This is a genomic window from Kitasatospora sp. NPDC015120, assembly GCF_043080305.1.
Classification (GTDB): domain Bacteria; phylum Actinomycetota; class Actinomycetes; order Streptomycetales; family Streptomycetaceae; genus Kitasatospora.
Map to the genome: position 1 here is coordinate 25,089 of NZ_JBIBVJ010000005.1, position 15,995 is coordinate 41,083.

Here is a 15,995-nt window from a genome sequence, read left to right on the forward strand (position 1 = left end):
GGGCCGTGCGGCTGAGGGCCTAGAGCCCGAGCGATTTGGCGACGATGCTGCGCATGACCTCGCTGGTGCCGCCGTAGATCCGGAACACCCGGTTGTCGGTGTAGAGCCGGGCGATCGGGTACTCCAGGATGTAGCCGTAACCGCCGTGCAGCTGAAGGCATTTGTCGATCACGCCGGACGCCGACTCGGTGCAGAACAGCTTCGCCGCCGCCGCGTCGGCCACCGTCAGCGCGCCGTCCTGGTACAGCTCCAGCGCGCGGTCGACCATCGACTGCTGCGCCATCACCTGGGCCTCGCAGTCGGCGAGCGTGAACTTGGTGTTCTGGAACTCGGCGACCGTCTTGCCGAACACCTTGCGTTCCTTGACGTACTGCACCGCGAAGCGCACCGCCGCCGCGGAGGCCGCGTACGCGCTGACCGCGATCGCCAGCCGTTCCTGCACCAGGTTGTGGGTCAGGTAGGTGAACGCCCTCCCCTCCTCGCCGAGCAGGTTCTCCACCGGCACCTTGACGTCCGAGAAGGACAGCTCGGCGGTGTCCGAGGTGCGCAGGCCGATCTTCTGCAGCTTGCGGCCGACGCTGTAGCCGGGGGAGGTGGTGTCCACGCAGAGGATGGAGAGACCGGCCCGGCGGTCCTGCGGGTCGTGCGGCGAGGTGCGGCAGACCACCAGGACCAGATCGGCGAGGACCCCGCCGGTGATGAACGTCTTGGCGCCGTTGAGGACGTAGTGGGTGCCGTCCTCCGAGAGCCGCGCGGTGGTGGAGATGCCGGCGAGGTCGGAGCCGGCGCCCGGCTCGGTCATCGCGATCGCGGTCATCAGGTCGCCGGAGACGAAGCCGGGCAGCCAGCGGCGCTTCTGCTCCTCGGTCGCGTACTCCAGCAGGTAGGGCAGCACCAGGCCGGTGTGCACCCCGGAGGAGCCGAAGCTGACCCCGGCCCGCGCCGTCTCCTCGGCGACCACGGCCTGGTACTTGAAGCCGGTCTCGCCCGCGCCGCCGTACTCCTCGGGCACCTCGATGCCGAAGACGCCGAGCGCACCGAGCTGACGGTAGAAGTCCCGCGGCGGGTGGCCCTCGGCCTCCCAGCTCTCGTAGACGGGGACGACCTCGTTGGCGATGAAGTCCCGGATGGTCTCCCGGAAGGCCTCGTGGTCCTCGGTGAACACGGTGCGGCGCACGGCGGCGCCTCCCTTCGACGGTGCCTGACGTTCGGTGGTGCCACGTTCGATGGAGCCGGCGCGGGGGCCCGGTGGACCCGCTGATCGCCCCACAAGTTAATCCCGGGTAGCTTCGGCTGTCCAGGGTGGGACCGGGGCTCCGGGAGCGGTGTCCGCTTGCTGTGAACGGCCTGGTGGCAGGCCCGGCCGGGCCCGGATGAACGGCTGCCGGCCTGCCGCGGGCCGTCGCCGGAGCGGCTTCGAGCGGGGGCGGGTGTCAGGGCGGTGCGACGGCCGCCCGCAGGGGTCCGGCGGGCGCAGATCCTGGCCGTGGCCGCCGGCCGCTTCCACCGCGACGGTCACCACCGGGTCCCGACGGCGGAGGTCGCCGCCGGTGTCGGCATCACCGCGCCCGCGCTCTACCGGCACTTCCGGGGCGAGCTCGAACTGCTGGACCGCACCGTCCGGGTGGGGCAGGACGCGCTGGCGGGCGCGGCGCGCTCCGCGGTCCGCTCCGCCGGGCCGTCGGGCGGCCCTGCGCCGTCAACTGTGGGCCGACGTCGGCCGGATGGCGGCCCTGCTGGGCGCCGAGCGGCCCGGACTCGCCGCCGGGGACGCCGAGTTGCTCTGCCGGTCGGCGCTTTCGGCGGGGGCCGGGCTCTCCTGCCTATCGGCCGCCCCGCCGGCGCCGCGCCCGACCCCGCCGCCCCGCCCGGTCGGCCGCCGTGCCGGGAGGAACTGCTGGCCGCGGCCGTGCGGCTGTTCCACCGGCACGGCTTCGACAACGCCGGCACCGACCGCCTCGGCGCTGCCGTGGGGATCTCCGGGGCCAGCGTCTACCGGCACCTCGACAGCAAGGCGCAGTGGCCGGCGGCGACCCTGGTGCGTGGCCGGGAGCGGCTCTGGCACGAGGGCGGCGGCGTGATCACCGCCGACCCGGGCGGGCGGCCGGAGCGGGTGCCGGCGGCGGCCCTGGCCGCGTCCGTGGACGTCGCCCGGCGTGACCGGCTGATCCGGGCCGATGACCCGGGCCGGCTCCGGTCCGCCCCGGCCGGGCGCGCTCGGCGGAGGAGGATCAGCCGCCGGCCGGCGGGGCGACCGGGGCGACCGGGGCGGGGAGCCTGCCGTTGTCCTGCAGCACGCTGACGCTGCCGGTGTTGCCGGCCGTGGCGAGGGTGTTGGACTGGTTGCCCGCGCCGGAGCCGGTGGCGGTCTGCTGGGTGCCGACCGCGTTGCCGGCGACATTGCCGAGGACGTTGCCGGAGCCGGTGTTGCTCACCGTGCTCGCGGCGGACTGGCTGCCCGCGCCGTCCTCGGCGTGGGCGGTGCCGGCGCCCGCGAACAGGAGGGCCCCGAGGGCGGTGACGGCGGCGGCTGTGCGGATACGGGACACGGTGGTCTCCCCGAGGATGGAAGGCGAAGGGGTGGCGGCTGCCGGAACGGCCGCTCCGCAGCCCGTCGTCCGGCGTCGCCCGCCCAGGATTCACCGGGGCCGCGGAGGAACTCCACCGCACGGGTGCGGATTCCCCCGATGGTGGGATCCGGATGATGGTCCGACTTCTTCCCGGGCCCAGGGGCATCCGATGCTCTCTTGGTGAATGCTTTACTGTTTCATTGCCAAGAGTCGACCTTCCTTCAGGCCCTCAGGAGTCCGCACCGTGACCAGCCTCGCCTTCGGCCCGTCCTGGCTCGATCCGACCCACCTGATCTCCACCTTCGGGCCGTTCGGCATCCTGGCCATCGTCTTCGCCGAGTCCGGACTGCTGATCGGCTTCTTCCTCCCCGGTGACTCGCTGCTCTTCACCACCGGTCTGCTGGTGGCCGACGGCACCTACCTGCACCAGCCGCTCTGGCTGATCTGCGCGCTGATCGTGCTCGCGGCGGTGGCCGGCGACCAGGTCGGCTACCTGTTCGGGCGGAAGGTCGGCCCGAGCCTGTTCCGGCGCCCCGACTCCCGGCTGTTCAAGCAGGAGAACGTGGAGAAGGCGGCGGCCTTCTTCGACCGGCACGGCCCGAAGGCGATCGTGCTGGCCCGCTTCGTGCCGATCGTCCGCACCTTCACCCCGATCGTCGCGGGTGTGAGCGGGATGAACTACCGCGTCTTCGTCCTCTTCAATGTGATCGGCGGCGTGCTGTGGGGCGCCGGTGTCACGGTGCTCGGCTACTTCCTCGGGCAGATCCCGTTCGTCCGGGACAACATCGAGGCGATCCTGGTCGGCATCGTGCTGGTCTCGGTGATCCCGGTGGCCGTCGAACTGCTCCGCGCCCGCCGCTCCGGCCGGGCCGCCCCGGCCGCCGCCGCCCGGACCGGGCCTGCCGGGGCCCCCGCGGCCGGGCGCGGCGGCCGCCACCGCGCCGGGTAGGCGTCCGGGAGCGTCCCGGCCCGCCGCCGCGTACATGTGCGTCCCGCAGTTCGATCAGGCAAGGTGTAGGCGGAGATCGATCGGCGGCCCGGGGGACCGGCACCGCCAGGGGTGGCAAGGAGCGGAAGTGCCGAAGCGGGGCCGGCCGGGCGGCGGCAAGAGGGCCAGGGGCGGCCGGGGCGGCCGCCCGCAGCGGCAGGCCCGCCCGGCCGCCGCCGCGCGGCCGGTCCACCCCTCCGAGGCGCCGCCCACCGAGGGGCTGCTCGGGCACCCCGCCCCGGTCACCGAGCAGACCGTGGAGATCCCGCTCGCCCTGCCCGTCCCCGAGACCAAGGGCCTGCTGGCCCCCGAACCCGAACCCGAGCCCGAACCCGAGCCGACGGCCGCCGCCGGGCAGCCGTCGCCGAGGGGCCCGCAGGACGCGGGCCCGCAGGACGCGGGCCCCCGGGACGCCGGTCCGCGGGCCGCCGCCGAGGAACCGCCCGCCCCGGCCCGCCGCCGCCGCTCCGTGGCCGAGGACACCCTCACCCCCGAGGAGTGGCGGGCGGCCGGCTACACCCCGCCGAGCGGCATCCCGCTCGGCGCCCTCAGCCAGGGCGCCCCCGGCGAGGCGCCCTGGCCGGACCGGATGCGCACCCTGCTGCGCACCCCGATGTCCGAGCGCCCGGCCTTCGAGCGGACCGCCCGCGAGATGCACCCCTCCGCCGCGGCCGCCCGCAACGTCCCGCGCATCCTCGACCTCACCCTGCGCATCGGCGAACTGCTGCTGGCCAGCGGCGAGGCCGCCGAGGACGTCGAGGCGGCGATGCTCGGCATCGCGCACGCCTACCGGCTGGACCGCTGCGAACCGCAGGTCACCTTCACCCTGATCGGCATCTCGCACCAGCCCTCGCTGGTCGAGCCGCCGATCACCGCCGACCGCGTGGTGCGCCGCCGCACCTCCGACTACACCCGGCTGAACGCGGTGTACGAGCTGGTCGCGGACATCACCGCCGAGCAGGTCAGCGTCAACGACGCCTACCGCCGGCTCGCGGTGATCCGCCGCAACCGGCACCCGTACGCGGCCTGGCTGCTCGCGCTGAACACCGGCCTGCTGGCCGGCGCGGCGACCTTCCTGGTCGGCGGGCGGATCGACGACAAGGCCTGGCTGGTCTTCCTCAGCGCCTTCGTCGCCGCCGTGCTCGGCGACCGGCTGGCCTCGCTGATCGCCCGTCGCGGGCTTCCGGAGTTCTACCAGTTCGTGCTGGCCGCGATGCCGGCCGCCGCCTCCGGCATCGTGCTCTCCTTCAACGACCTGGGCCTGCGCGGTTCCGTGGTGATCACCGGCGGACTGTTCGCGCTGCTGCCCGGGCGCGCCCTGGTCGCCGCCGTCCAGGACGGTCTGACCGGCTTCTACATCACCGCCGCGGCCCGCCTGCTGGAGGTGATCTACCTGGTGGCGGGCATCGTCATCGGCGTGATGCTGATCCTCTACCTGGGCGTCGGCTTCCAGGCGAAGCTCAAACCGGACGAGTCGCTGGTCGGGATCAGCTACCCGCCGGTGCAGATGGTCGCCGCCATGGTGCTGACCCTCGCCTTCGCGATGCTGCTCCAGACCGACCGCCGCTCGCTCGCCCTGGTCACCCTGAACAGCGGCATCGGCTGGGCCAGCTACGGTGTGCTGGCCTACAACGCCGGGGTCTCGCCGATCGTGGCGACCGGGGTGGCGGCCGGCCTGGTCGGCCTCTTCGGCCAGCTGATGGCGCGCTACCGCAACGGGTCCGCGCTGCCGTACGTCACCGCCGCGATCGGCCCGCTGATGCCCGGTTCGGCGCTCTACCTCGGCATGCTCTCGTTCGCCCAGGGCCACCCCAGCGGGGGTCTGGTCCAGATCACCAGGGCCGCCGCGATCGCCATGGCGCTGGCCATCGGCGTGAACCTGGGCGGGGAGATCGCCCGGCTCTTCATGAAGCTCCCGGTCGGGGTCGAGCGGCCGTCGCTCGCCCCGGTGATCCCGCGCCGGGCGGCCAAGCGCACCCGCGGCTTCTGACGCCGGCCGTTGGCCCCCGGGCCATGTCGCGGCAGGCCGCACGCAGCACCAGGAACGAAGGTAAGACCCATGACCACACTGCTGGACGGCTACCGCGACCACATCGTCGCCGCGCACAAGCAACCGCTGTTCCTGCTGCTGGTCGGGTTCATCACCTCGTTCGTGTTCATCCGGTTCAGCGTGCGGATGATCAGGGCCCAGGTGCGCTGGTGGCCGGGCAACGTGACGCCCGGCGGGCTGCACATCCACCACATGGTCTTCGGCCTCGGCTTCCTGCTGGCCGGCGGCATCGGGGTGTTCGCGACCTACGGCGGGCATCCGTGGATCGACCTCTTCGGGCTGCTCTTCGGCATCGGCTGCGGCCTGGTGCTGGACGAGTTCGCGCTGATCCTGCACCTGGACGACGTCTACTGGAGCGAGCAGGGCCGCAAGTCGGTGGACGCGGTGATCTTCGGCATCCTCTTCACCGGCCTGCTGCTCGTCGGCTACGTCCCGCTCGGCGCCGAGCCCACCGGGGAGACCAGGTGGGGGCTGGTGACGGTGATCTCGGTGAACGCGCTGGCGATGGTCGTCACCCTGCTCAAGGGCAAGGTGTGGACCGGACTGCTCGGCATCATGGTGCCCGGTCTCTCCTGGATCGGCGCGGTCCGGCTGGCCCGCCCGAGCAGCCCCTGGGCGCGCTGGCGCTACGCGTCGAGCCCGCGCCTGCGGGCCCGGGCGCTGCGGCGCGAGCGCCTGCTGCACCGGCGCGCGGACCGGGCCCGGACCTGGCTCTTCGACCTGATCGCCGGGGCGCCGGACAAGGTGCCGGCCCACCACCCGGCCGCCCACCGGGTGGCCGAGCAGATGGCCGCCCGGGCCACCGCCCACCTGGACGCGCACACCGCCCGGGCGCTGGCCCGGCGCTCCGCCCGGCTGGCCGACCGCCGCTCGGCGGCGGGCGGCGCGGAGCACCCCTCCGGCGGTCACCGCGGCGCCGGGACCTCCGGCGCACCGGCGTACGGCGCACCGGGTGACCGGGCGGGGCGGCACGACCGCTCCGGGCAGCGGCGGCGGGCGGTGCGGGCCGGCCGCAGCCGGACGTACGCGATCGCCCCGTCCGGACAGGAGCCCCGCCCGGGCCGGCGACGCCGGCTGCGGACGCACACCCGCAGGATGAGCCGCTGAACCGGGCGTCCGGAGCCGGGCTCCGGCCGGACCGTCCGACGGTCACCCGGTCGGCGGCGCGGGCCTGAAGGGGGAAAGCGGCCCGGCTTGAGACCATGGCGGACAGTGACTGCCCTGTCGCGGAATGGGATGGTTCGCCGGGTCGCCGGCGGCGCCGGGCACCCCGCCGGTCCCGTCGCCACCCCTCGGTCCTGCGGCGGTGCGCGCGTGCGCGGCCGCTCCACCCCCTCGTGACCGTTCGAAGGGATGAATCGTGGCGCGCAGGCTCCTGCCGACCCTCCTGTTGTCCCTCACCGCCCTGCTCGGACTGCTCCCCGCCGCGTCGGCCGCCCCGGGCGAGCCGGGCCCGCCGTCCGCCCCCGCCGAGCCGTCGGCCGCGGCGGCGCCGGGGGAGCAGGCCTTCCCCTCCGCCGAGGAGATCGACCGGGCCCGGGCCGAGGCCGACCTCCGGGCCGGTACGGTCGCCGCCATCGAGGCCGGGCTCACCGCCGCCAAGGCCGAGGCCGACCGCGCCGCCCGGACCGCCGAACAGGCCGTCGAGGCCTACAACGGCGCCCAACTGGCCCTCTCCCGGGCCCGCGCGGAGGAGTCCGCCGCCGCCGGCCGGTCGGCCGCCGCCGAGGCCGAGCGGGCCGAGGCCGCCGAGGAGGCCGCCGAGCTGGCCGCCGAGACGTACCGGCAGGGCACCACCGCCGAACTCTCCGCGATCAACGCCCTGCTCGGCGCGCGCGGCCCGCGCGAGGCCGGGGACCGGGCCACGGTGGTCGGGGTCGCCAGCGACCGCACCCGGCAGATCCTCGACGCGGCGGTCTCCACGGCCGCCGGGGCGGCCCGGGCCGCCGCCGCCGCGCGCGCCGCGACCGGGGCCGCCGAACGCGCCGCCGCCGCGGTCGGCGCCGCCCGGGGCCGCGCCGAGGCCCGGCTGGCGGAGCAGCAGAACCTGGTGGCGGCCACCGGGCTGCGGCGCGAGCAGCTGCTCGCGGACCTCGCCGCCGCCCGTCACACCACCGTCGAGCTGGAACGGCAGCGGCGCGAGGCCCTGGAGGCGATCGCCGCCCGGGAGGCCGAGGCCGCCGCCCGCGCGGCGGCCGAGAAGGCGGCGGCCGAGCGCGAGGCGGCGGAGCGGGCGGCCGCCGAGCAGGCCGCGGCGGAACGGGCCGCCCGCGAGGCCGAGGCCCGGGCCGCCGAGAAGGCCGCGACCGAGAAGGCCGCTGCCGAGGCCGCCGAGAAGGCCGCCGCCGAGGCCGCCGAAGCCGCGAAGAACACCCCGCCCGCCGCCTCCACCGCCGCACCCCCGCCGCCGCGCCCCTGGTCGGCCGACGGCGCGGCGGCGGCCATCGCCTTCGCCCGCGCCACGATCGGCCTGCCCTACGTCTGGGGCGGCGAGGGCCCGGGCGGCTACGACTGCTCCGGGCTCACCATGATGGCGTGGCGTCAGGGCGGCAAGCGCCTCAACCACTTCGCCGCCGACCAGTACGCCCAGTCCACCCCGGTCACCTACCGCCAGCTCCGCCCCGGTGACCTGGTCTTCTGGAGCACCACCGGCCGCGCTGCGGACATCCACCACGTCGGCCTCTACATCGGCGACGACCAGATGATCGAGGCCCCCCGGGCCGGTGTGCCGGTCAAGCAGGCCAGCCTCTGGATCATGGGCACCCCGGACTTCTACGCCCGCCCCTGACCCGGCCCGTGCTGCCCCGGCCCGTGCTGCCCCGACCCGTGCGGCCCCGGCCCTGATCCGGGCCGGGTGCCCGCTCGCCGCGTCACGGCACCGGCAGGCACTCGGCGAGCAGGCCGAGGACGTCGCGCCAGGCCCGTTCCGCCTGCCGGGGGTGGTGGGCGACGCCGGGCCGCACGGCGTGGTCGACCGGCGGGTGGTGGAAGGCGTGCTCGGCCCCGCCGTAGACCACCAGGCGCCAGTCGACGCCCGCGGCCTGCATCTCGGCGGCGAACGCGTCGCGTTGGGCGGGCGCCATGATCGGATCCTCCGACCCGACCCCGGCCCACACCGGGCAGCGGATGCGCGCCGTCTCGCCCGGCCGGCCCGTGACCAGGCCGTTGACCGTCCCGATCGCCCGCAGGTCCTCGCCGGCGCGGCCGAGTTCCAGCGCGATCGCGCCGCCGGTGCCATAGCCGATGGCGGCGATCCGGCCGGGATCGGTGCGCGGTTCGTCGCGCAGCACGTCGAGGGCCGCACGGCCGAGTGCCCGCAGCCGGTCGGGGTCGGCGAGCATGGGCATCACCCGCGCCAGCATCTCCTGCGGATCGGCGATCCAGCGCCCGCCGTGCAGGTCGAAGGCGAAGACCACGTACCCCAGTTCGGCGAGGGCGTCGGCGCGTCGGCGCTGGACGTCGTCGAGTCCCGGCCCCTCGGGACCGAGCAGGACAGCGGGCCGGCGGCCGGTGCCGGCGGGCAGTGCGAGGTGCCCCAGCATCGTCAGTCCGTCGGCCGGATAGGCGATCGTGCGTGTGGTGACCGTCGTCATGGACCGGACGCTAGTGCCGCCCGGGCCGGTCCGGAACCGTCTTCACCGAGGGCGGACAACGCGGCCGCGGGGCCGCCCGCCGCCCCCGGAATAAATCGGGTGCCCTCGCCGAAATCCCGCCGTACGGTGAGCGAATGGGCAACGAGACGAACGGCGGCCCCCGTGATCCGGGCAGCGGCCGATTGAAGGACCAGGGCAACGACGTCGACGGGATCGAGATCCGGGCGGTCGGCGAGGACGAGGTCGAGGAGTGGGACCGGGCGCTCGCCGTCGGCTTCCTGCGCTCGCACGTCGGCCGGGCGACGGAGTTCCGCCGCCGCCAGTGGGAGCCGGGCCGGATGATCGGGGCGTTCGACGACGACCGGATCGTCGCCACCTTCCGCAGCTTCGACGCCGAACTGACCGTCCCCGGCGGCGCGGTGGTCAAGGCCGACGCGATCACCGCGGTCACCGTGACCGCCACCCACCGGCGGCGCGGCCTGCTGCGCCGGATGATGACCGGGGACCTCGCGGCCGCCCGGGAGCGCGGCGCCGCCGTCGCCATCCTGGTCGCCGCCGAGTACAACATCTACGGCCGTTACGGCTTCGGGCCCGCCACCCGCGGTCACGGCTGGAACATCGACCTGCTCCGCGCCGGCGGTCTGCGGGACGGCCTGCCCACCGTGCCCGGCGGGCGGATCGACCTGGTGAGCATGGCGGAGCTGCGCAAGGTGGGTCCCGAGCTGTTCGACCGCTGGCGGGTCACCCAGCCCGGCGCGATCGACCGCGACGAGCTGACCTGGGCGCGCCACACCGGCGAGATCGAGGTCCCCGGCTTCGACTGGAAGGAGCCCTTCGCCGTCATCCACCGGGACGCCGAGGGCACCCCCACCGGCCAGGCCGTCTACAAGGTCGACGACACCTGGGACGGCTCCTACCCGAACTGCACGCTCACCGTCCTCGACTTCTTCGCGCTCGACCGGGCGACCGCCACCGAGCTGTGGCGCTACCTCTTCTCGGTCGACTGGGTGCGCAGGATCACGGTGGAGAACGTCGGCCCGGACGACCCGCTGCCGATGCTGCTGAAGGAGCCGCGCGCCGCCACCCCGCACGCCGAGAACGCCGACTTCATGTGGCTGCGGGTGCTGGACGTCGAGGCCGCCTTCAACGCCCGGACCTACGGCGCGCCCGGCCGCGTGGTGCTGGAGGTCGAGGACCGGGACGGCTACGCCGCCGGCCGCTGGGCGCTGGAGACCGCCGCCGACGGCACCGGCCGCTGCGTGCGGACCACCGACGAGGCCGATCTGGCGCTGGACGCCTCGGCGCTCGGCGCGCTCTACCTGGCCGGCGAGACGCTGCCGCGGCTCGCGGTGGCCGGCCTGGTCACCGAGCTGCGCCCGGGCGCGGTCGCCGCCGCGGACCTGCTGCTGCGCACACCGCTGCTGTCCTGGAACATCGACGGCTTCTGACCGTCCCTCACCCCCGGCCCCCGTGGCCGGGGGTGTCCGTTACTTCACGGCGTTCTTCCCGATGGTGGGCAGGATGAAGTCCTGGATGAGGCCCTTGGCGTCGCGGACGATCGGCCGGAACACCCGGTAGCGGGAGAGGTTGATCACCCGGGCCGCCATGGGCGTGGACCGCCGCACGAACTCCCGGGTCCGCTCGGTGTCCTCGGTGCGGTCGAAGACCCAGTAGAGCACCACGATCATGAGGTACAGCCAGAGCACGTCGGGCAGCAGCTCGACCAGCTCGGCGTCCAGCTTCGGCGCCAGTTCGGAGCCCTGCAGCACCTCGCGGAACAGCTCGACCGCCGTCGCCCGGGCCGGGTGGGACTCGTTGGAGAACGGGCTCAGCGAGCTGTTCGGGTCGGCGGCGGTGCGGAAGAACTGCGCCGAGAACTCGTGGTACGGCGCGGCCGTGTCGAGCCAGGAGGCCAGGGCGATCTCCAGGCGCTCGGTGAAGTCCCGGGTGTGCGCCATGCGGCGCCTGGCGTCCGCCGCGTGGTCGTAGGTCATGCGGTCGTAGAAGCCCTGGATCAGGAATTCCTTGGCCGAGAAGTAGTAGTAGGCGTTCCCGACCGAGACGCCGGCCTCGGTGGCGATGGCGCGCATGGTGGTCTTCTCGTAGCCGCGTTCCTGGAAGAGCCGCATCGCGGTCTCCAGGATCAGGGCCCGGGTCTGCTCGCTCTTGTCGGTCTTGGGCTGCGCGCGGCTGCCGCGCACCTCGGCGGAGCCCCCGGCCCCTCCGTCCGCGCCGCTGCTGCCCTTCGCCGTGCTCGTGCCGTTCGTCGCTGCCAGGTCGTCCACGGCCCCGAGCCTAGCCCGACGGGGTCAGTCCCAGCCGGTGTCGGCGCCTGCGGCACCGGATGCCCCCTCCGCACCCGGTGCCGCCGCCGGCCCCCCGATGGTTTCGAACGTGTTCAAAGTCATGAGCTGACTGTAGGTCATGACTTGAACGTGTTCAAGGCTGGGTGGGATGCTGGACGCATGATCACCGTGATCCGGCAGGGCTCCGCCCGGGACGCCGGCGCCGTCGCCGAACTGCACGCCGACAGCTGGCGCACCGCGTACACCGGTCTCGTCCCCGACGAGGCCCTCGGCGACGGGCTGGCCGCCGAGCGGCGCGAGATCTGGGAGCTGCGGCTGACCGCCGACTACGGCGGCCCGGAGACGACCCCCGAGCTGCTGATCGCCGAACGGGACGGTGAGGTCGTCGGCTTCGCCTACCTCGTGCCGCACTGGGACGGCCGGATCCTGCTCGACAACCTGCACGTCCGCCCCGGGCTGACCGGCGGCGGCATCGGCCGCGAGCTCCTGGACGCCGCCCGCACCCACACGGCCCGCCGCCACCCCGGGACCGACCTCTACCTGGAGGTGCTCCAGGCCAACACCCGGGCGGTCGCCTTCTACGAGCGCGAGGGCGCCTGCCGCACCGACGTGCGCGAGGGCGAGTTCCCCGGCGGCCACCTGCTGCCGGAGTACGAGTACACCTGGCCGGCCTCCGACCTCGCCCGTCACTGGTCGTAGACCGTCACCGGCACCCCCCGCTCGGCCAGCCGGGCCCTCACCAGCGGCTCCACCGACTCCCAGCGCCCGCCCGCCAGCCCGCACCCGATCCGCGGCATGTGCACGGACGCGCCCAGGCCGAGCGCCTGCCCGCCCAGCGTCGCCAGCGCGGTGTCGATCGCCCCGTAGCGCACCGGCGGTCCGGAGGAGCGGCCCGTGCGGATGCCCCGCTGGCCGACCAGATTGGCCACCCAGAGGTGCTCCCCGACCCGCACCAGCTGTACGGCGCCGAGCCTGAAGTCGTTCGACGCCCGCTCCCGGTGCCACCGCCGGTACGCCGCCTCCGGCTCGCGCCAGCGGTTCGAGAGCGCGAGGACGAACCCCTTCCCCCACCCCCCGAGGTCGTTGCAGACGTGCGCGATCACCTTCACGCCCTTGCCCAGGGGCGCCGTGGCATCGCCCCGGACGTACGTGATGGTGCTCGCCTCCGCCATGCCCCGAACGCTAGCGCGCCCCACCGACAAGGCGTTCGGGGTTCTCGGCCGGGACGGCGTCGGCGGCCGGGGCGGCCAGGTGGCGGCGGCCCGCGAGGGCGATCAGCAGGGCGAGCGCCGCCGCCCCCGCCGGGATCCAGTAGCCCGTGCCGGGCCCCGCGTGCTCGGCGAGGGCGCCGGCCAGCGCCGAGCCGCCCGAGATGCCGACCAGGATGCCGGACACCGCGACGGCCATGCCCTCGTTCAACTGCCGCCGCGGCAGCAGGTCCTGCAGCAGCGTCATGCCGGTGACCATGGTCGGCGCGGTCCCCGCCCCGGCCGTGAACAGCGCCACCCCGAGCAGCGCGAGCCCCGCGCCGCCCAGCCCGGCGGCCAGCGGCAGGAGCAGCAAGCCCGCCATCGCCGCGACGCCCCGCAGGAAGCGCGTGCCCGCCGGTCCGCTCGGCCGCAGCGTGCCGAAGACCAGTCCGGCCGCGCAGGACCCGGCCGCCACCAGGGCCAGCAGTCCGCCCGCGACCGGCCGGTGCCCCAGCGCGTCCGCGTAGGCGACGGTGGTGAGGTCCAGCGCACCGAAGACCATGCCGGTGCTGAGGAAGGTCAGGGTCAGCACCCGCAGGACCGGTACCCGCAGCGGCGAGCCGTGCCGTCCGCCGGCCGGGCGGGCGGCGAGCGGCGGCTCGGTGCGGCGCTGGGCCGCGAAGAGCAGCGCGCCGGACGCGCCGAGCCCGCCGGCGGCGAGCAGCCCGGCCTCCGGCGCGACCGTGGTGCACAGCACCATGCCGAGCACCGGCCCGGCCATGAAGCAGAGTTCGTCCAGCACCTGTTCGAAGGAGGTGGCGAGGTGCAGCGCGTCCGGCTCGTCGCGCAGCAGGTGCGCCCAGCGGGCCCGGGCCATGCCGCCGAGGTTCGGCGCCGCCGCCCCAGCCGCCCAGCAGGCGTAGAGCGTCCAGTCGGGCGCCCCGGTGCGGACGCAGAGCAGCAGTGCGCACAGCGGCACCACGTTGGAGAGGGCCGCCGGGACGGTGACCTTCGACTGCCCGAACCGGTCGACCAGCCGGCCGATCACCGGCATGCCGACCGCCCCGGTGATCAGCCCCGCCGCGCCGACGGTGCCCGCCAGCGCGTAGGAGCCGCGCCGTTCGGCGAGCAGCACCACCAGCGAGACGCCGGTCATCGACATCGAGAGCCGGCCGAGCAGCCCGGCCAGGGTGAAGGCGGCGGTGCCGGGCCGGGTGAACAGGCGTCGGTACGGGGTGAGCACGGGACTCCAGCGGACGAGGGGGAGGGGAGGGCCCCAGCCTCGGGCCGCCGGCCGTGCGCGGTCCAACACCTGTTCTGCCGCATTGACAACAGAACGATGTCGATCTGGCCGGGAAGACCCGGACCGCCCGGCCCGGCCGCGTTGCTAGCCTGCCGCCATGCCCCGTGACCTGCACCCCCGCCTGCTCCGCGGTTTCGTCGCGACCGCCGAGACGCTGCACTTCGGGCGGGCCGCCGAGCGGCTGCACGTGGCCCAGCAGGCGCTCAGCCGGGACGTCCGGACGCTGGAGCGGCTGCTCGGCGACGCGCTGTTCACCCGCACCACCCGCAGCGTCCAACTCACCTCGGCCGGTCACGGGTTGCTGCCGAAGGCGCGCCGGCTGCTGGCGCTGCACGACGAGATTGTGGCCGGCGCCGCGCACCGTCCGCTGCTGCTGGACCTCAACAGTGACGTCACCGGACCGGACCTCACCGGGGACCGGCTGCTCCAACGGGTCCGCGCCGCCTGGCCGGAGGGCGAACTGCTGGCCCGCTTCCTCGGCGGTCTGGCGGCCGCCGCCGATGAACTGCTCGCCCACCGGCTGGACGTCTCGTTCGGCCGCTTCTCCGGTCTGGCGGCCGGGGTGCGGGCCCAACTCGCCCAGCGTCCGGTCCGGTTGGAGCGGATGTCGGTGATGATGGCGGCCGGTCATCCGCTCGCCGCCCGGCCGTTCCTGCGGCCGGCCGATCTGGCCGGTCATCCGGTGGACGTCTGCGCGGGCAACCCGGCCACCACCGAGTGGGCCGACCTCGGGCTGCGGCTGCTGCGCGAGCACGGTCTGACTCCGGCGGTGCCGCGCGTCCCGCCGGTGGGGGTGGAGGAGACGGCCCGCTACCTCGCCCGGCACGGGGACCCGATGCTGACCACGGTCGGCGGACCGGTGCTGCCGGGCGCGGTGAACGTGCCGTTGGCCGATCCGGTGCCGCTCAGCCTGGTGAGCCTGGTGCACCGCCCGGACCTGCGGCATCCCGGGCTGGCCGCGCTGCTCTCCGCGGCCGCCGAACTCGGCGCGCGCGAGGACTGGTTGCGGCGGCCGGCGGGCAGTTGGCTGCCGGCCCCGGACGCCGCGCTGCTGGCGTCCTGAGCGCTCCGCCGTCCGGGCGCGGCCGCCCCGGCGACGGCGGTGTACGAACCTGTTCCGAGCAGGAATCACCCGGCGCCGGACGGTTGTTCGATCCGGAGACGGCTCCACCCCTGCCGCTCGGGGGTCGGCAGGGGTGGGGCCGGGTGCGGACGCGCAGGTGCTGGGGGAGCGGGCTGCGCGTCCGCGGTCGGGGCGGGCCCGCAGGGCCCGGTGCGGAGGTCGGCCGGGTCAGGCCGCCTTCACGGCGGAGATGTCGAAGGTGAGCTTCACCTTCTCGCCGATCAGCACGCCGCCGGTCTCCAGCGCCGCGTTGTAGGTCAGGCCCCAGTCGGTGCGGTCCAGGACGGCCTTGCCCTCGAAGCCGACCCGGTCCACGCCGTAGGCGTCGACGGCGGCACCCGTGTACTCCAGGTCCAGGACGATCGGGCGGGTGATGTCCTTGATGGTCAGGTTGCCGGTCATCCGGTAGGAGTCGTCGCGCACGCGCTCGGCGGAGGTGCTGCGGAAGCTGATCTCGGGGAAGGTCTCGGCGGCGAAGAAGTCGCTGGTGCGCAGGTGCTCGTCGCGCTGGGACTGGTTGGTGTCGATGCTGCCGACCTTGATGGTCAGCTCGGCGCTGGAGTTGGCCGGCGTGGTGCCGTCCAGGTGCAGCTTGCCGTCGTACTCGGTGAAGCGGCCCTTGACGTTGGTGACCATCGCGTGGCGGACGGAGAAGCCGATCTCGCTGTGGGTGGCGTCGATGGTCCAGTCACCGGAGAGGTGCGCGAGGTCCGGGCCCTCGGTGACGGTGACGGCGGCGGGGGCCGCGGTGACGGTGGCGTTCTTGGTGCGGTTGAAAAGGCCCATGGCTCCTCCTCGGGTTCGAAGCCATTTGTTTAGGCTTCAACTTGTTGGCTCCACTGTAGCCCGACTTCGTTCAAAGTTCAACCACC

The 15,995-nt window shown here is 74.7% G+C and carries 15 protein-coding genes; 8 read left to right on the forward strand and 7 right to left on the reverse strand.

All coding sequences use genetic code 11. From position 1 onward, the window contains the following. Positions 1-19: 19 nt before the first annotated feature. Positions 20-1,177: an acyl-CoA dehydrogenase family protein gene (locus ACF1AK_RS14250; RefSeq protein WP_391499092.1), complete on the reverse strand. Its 1,158-nt coding sequence runs from the start codon at positions 1,175-1,177 to the stop codon at positions 20-22. A gap of 309 nt (positions 1,178-1,486) precedes the next feature. Here ACF1AK_RS14250 and ACF1AK_RS14255 point away from each other — a divergent pair, with 309 nt between their 5' ends. After that, positions 1,487-2,302 (forward strand): TetR family transcriptional regulator, encoded by an 816-nt coding sequence (locus ACF1AK_RS14255; RefSeq protein WP_391499093.1) that lies wholly within the window; start codon positions 1,487-1,489, stop codon positions 2,300-2,302. Here ACF1AK_RS14255 and ACF1AK_RS14260 read toward each other — a convergent pair. After that, entirely contained in the window at positions 2,232-2,549 is a 318-nt protein-coding gene (locus ACF1AK_RS14260) for a hypothetical protein (protein WP_391499094.1), read from the reverse strand. The genes ACF1AK_RS14255 and ACF1AK_RS14260 overlap by 71 nt on opposite strands. 265 nt (positions 2,550-2,814) lie before the next feature. On the opposite strand from ACF1AK_RS14260, the gene ACF1AK_RS14265 reads away from it, so the two are divergent. The 4 genes from ACF1AK_RS14265 to ACF1AK_RS14280 all read left to right on the forward strand — a co-directional run bounded on the left by ACF1AK_RS14265 (position 2,815) and on the right by ACF1AK_RS14280 (position 8,396). Beyond that, entirely contained in the window at positions 2,815-3,519 is a 705-nt protein-coding gene (locus ACF1AK_RS14265; protein WP_391499095.1) for a DedA family protein, read from the forward strand. A gap of 127 nt (positions 3,520-3,646) precedes the next feature. Continuing rightward, positions 3,647-5,548 (forward strand): threonine/serine exporter ThrE family protein, encoded by a 1,902-nt coding sequence (locus ACF1AK_RS14270; protein WP_391499096.1) that lies wholly within the window; start codon positions 3,647-3,649, stop codon positions 5,546-5,548. 69 nt (positions 5,549-5,617) lie between these two features. Further along, positions 5,618-6,715 (forward strand): hypothetical protein, encoded by a 1,098-nt coding sequence (locus ACF1AK_RS14275; protein ID WP_391499097.1) that lies wholly within the window; start codon positions 5,618-5,620, stop codon positions 6,713-6,715. 253 nt (positions 6,716-6,968) lie between these two features. After that, complete coding sequence (locus tag ACF1AK_RS14280) at positions 6,969-8,396, forward strand: C40 family peptidase (RefSeq protein WP_391499098.1); 1,428 nt, start codon at positions 6,969-6,971, stop codon at positions 8,394-8,396. An 82-nt stretch (positions 8,397-8,478) separates the two neighbouring features. Here the strand turns inward: ACF1AK_RS14280 and ACF1AK_RS14285 are convergent, their stop codons facing one another. Then, positions 8,479-9,201 (reverse strand): dienelactone hydrolase family protein, encoded by a 723-nt coding sequence (locus ACF1AK_RS14285; protein ID WP_391499099.1) that lies wholly within the window; start codon positions 9,199-9,201, stop codon positions 8,479-8,481. Positions 9,202-9,335: 134 nt separating this feature from the next. Here ACF1AK_RS14285 and ACF1AK_RS14290 point away from each other — a divergent pair, with 134 nt between their 5' ends. Continuing rightward, the gene (locus tag ACF1AK_RS14290; RefSeq protein ID WP_391499100.1) at positions 9,336-10,649 is read left to right on the forward strand and encodes a GNAT family N-acetyltransferase; all 1,314 of its coding nucleotides are present in this window, start codon (positions 9,336-9,338) and stop codon (positions 10,647-10,649) included. A 39-nt stretch (positions 10,650-10,688) separates the two neighbouring features. On the opposite strand, the gene ACF1AK_RS14295 is transcribed toward ACF1AK_RS14290, so the two are convergent. Continuing rightward, positions 10,689-11,486: a TetR family transcriptional regulator gene (locus tag ACF1AK_RS14295; protein WP_391499101.1), complete on the reverse strand. Its 798-nt coding sequence runs from the start codon at positions 11,484-11,486 to the stop codon at positions 10,689-10,691. 180 nt (positions 11,487-11,666) lie between these two features. On the opposite strand from ACF1AK_RS14295, the gene ACF1AK_RS14300 reads away from it, so the two are divergent. After that, positions 11,667-12,206: a GNAT family N-acetyltransferase gene (locus ACF1AK_RS14300; RefSeq protein WP_391499102.1), complete on the forward strand. Its 540-nt coding sequence runs from the start codon at positions 11,667-11,669 to the stop codon at positions 12,204-12,206. Here the strand turns inward: ACF1AK_RS14300 and ACF1AK_RS14305 are convergent. Further along, positions 12,194-12,679 carry a macro domain-containing protein gene (locus tag ACF1AK_RS14305; protein WP_391499103.1) on the reverse strand — a complete coding sequence of 162 codons (486 nt, stop codon included), beginning with the start codon at positions 12,677-12,679 and terminating at the stop codon, positions 12,194-12,196. The genes ACF1AK_RS14300 and ACF1AK_RS14305 overlap by 13 nt on opposite strands. A 10-nt stretch (positions 12,680-12,689) precedes the next feature. Then, complete coding sequence (locus ACF1AK_RS14310; RefSeq protein ID WP_391499104.1) at positions 12,690-13,940, reverse strand: MFS transporter; 1,251 nt, start codon at positions 13,938-13,940, stop codon at positions 12,690-12,692. Between the two features lie 157 nt (positions 13,941-14,097). On the opposite strand from ACF1AK_RS14310, the gene ACF1AK_RS14315 reads away from it, so the two are divergent. Then, entirely contained in the window at positions 14,098-15,063 is a 966-nt protein-coding gene (locus tag ACF1AK_RS14315) for a LysR family transcriptional regulator (RefSeq protein ID WP_391499105.1), read from the forward strand. Between the two features lie 228 nt (positions 15,064-15,291). Here the strand turns inward: ACF1AK_RS14315 and ACF1AK_RS14320 are convergent, their stop codons facing one another. Then, positions 15,292-15,909 carry a YceI family protein gene (locus tag ACF1AK_RS14320; RefSeq protein WP_391499106.1) on the reverse strand — a complete coding sequence of 206 codons (618 nt, stop codon included), beginning with the start codon at positions 15,907-15,909 and terminating at the stop codon, positions 15,292-15,294. Between the last annotated feature and the right edge of the window lie 86 nt (positions 15,910-15,995).

What these genes read in the sequence shown, in the direction of transcription:
- ACF1AK_RS14285 (WP_391499099.1), bottom strand. Translation starts at nt 9,201, where the DNA reads ATGACGACGGTCACCACACGCACGATCGCCTATCCGGCCGACGGACTG.
- ACF1AK_RS14305 (WP_391499103.1), bottom strand. Translation starts at nt 12,679, where the DNA reads ATGGCGGAGGCGAGCACCATCACGTACGTCCGGGGCGATGCCACGGCG.
- ACF1AK_RS14320 (WP_391499106.1), bottom strand. Translation starts at nt 15,909, where the DNA reads ATGGGCCTTTTCAACCGCACCAAGAACGCCACCGTCACCGCGGCCCCC.
- ACF1AK_RS14290 (WP_391499100.1), top strand. Translation starts at nt 9,336, where the DNA reads ATGGGCAACGAGACGAACGGCGGCCCCCGTGATCCGGGCAGCGGCCGA.
- ACF1AK_RS14275 (WP_391499097.1), top strand. Translation starts at nt 5,618, where the DNA reads ATGACCACACTGCTGGACGGCTACCGCGACCACATCGTCGCCGCGCAC.
- ACF1AK_RS14300 (WP_391499102.1), top strand. Translation starts at nt 11,667, where the DNA reads ATGATCACCGTGATCCGGCAGGGCTCCGCCCGGGACGCCGGCGCCGTC.
- ACF1AK_RS14315 (WP_391499105.1), top strand. Translation starts at nt 14,098, where the DNA reads ATGCCCCGTGACCTGCACCCCCGCCTGCTCCGCGGTTTCGTCGCGACC.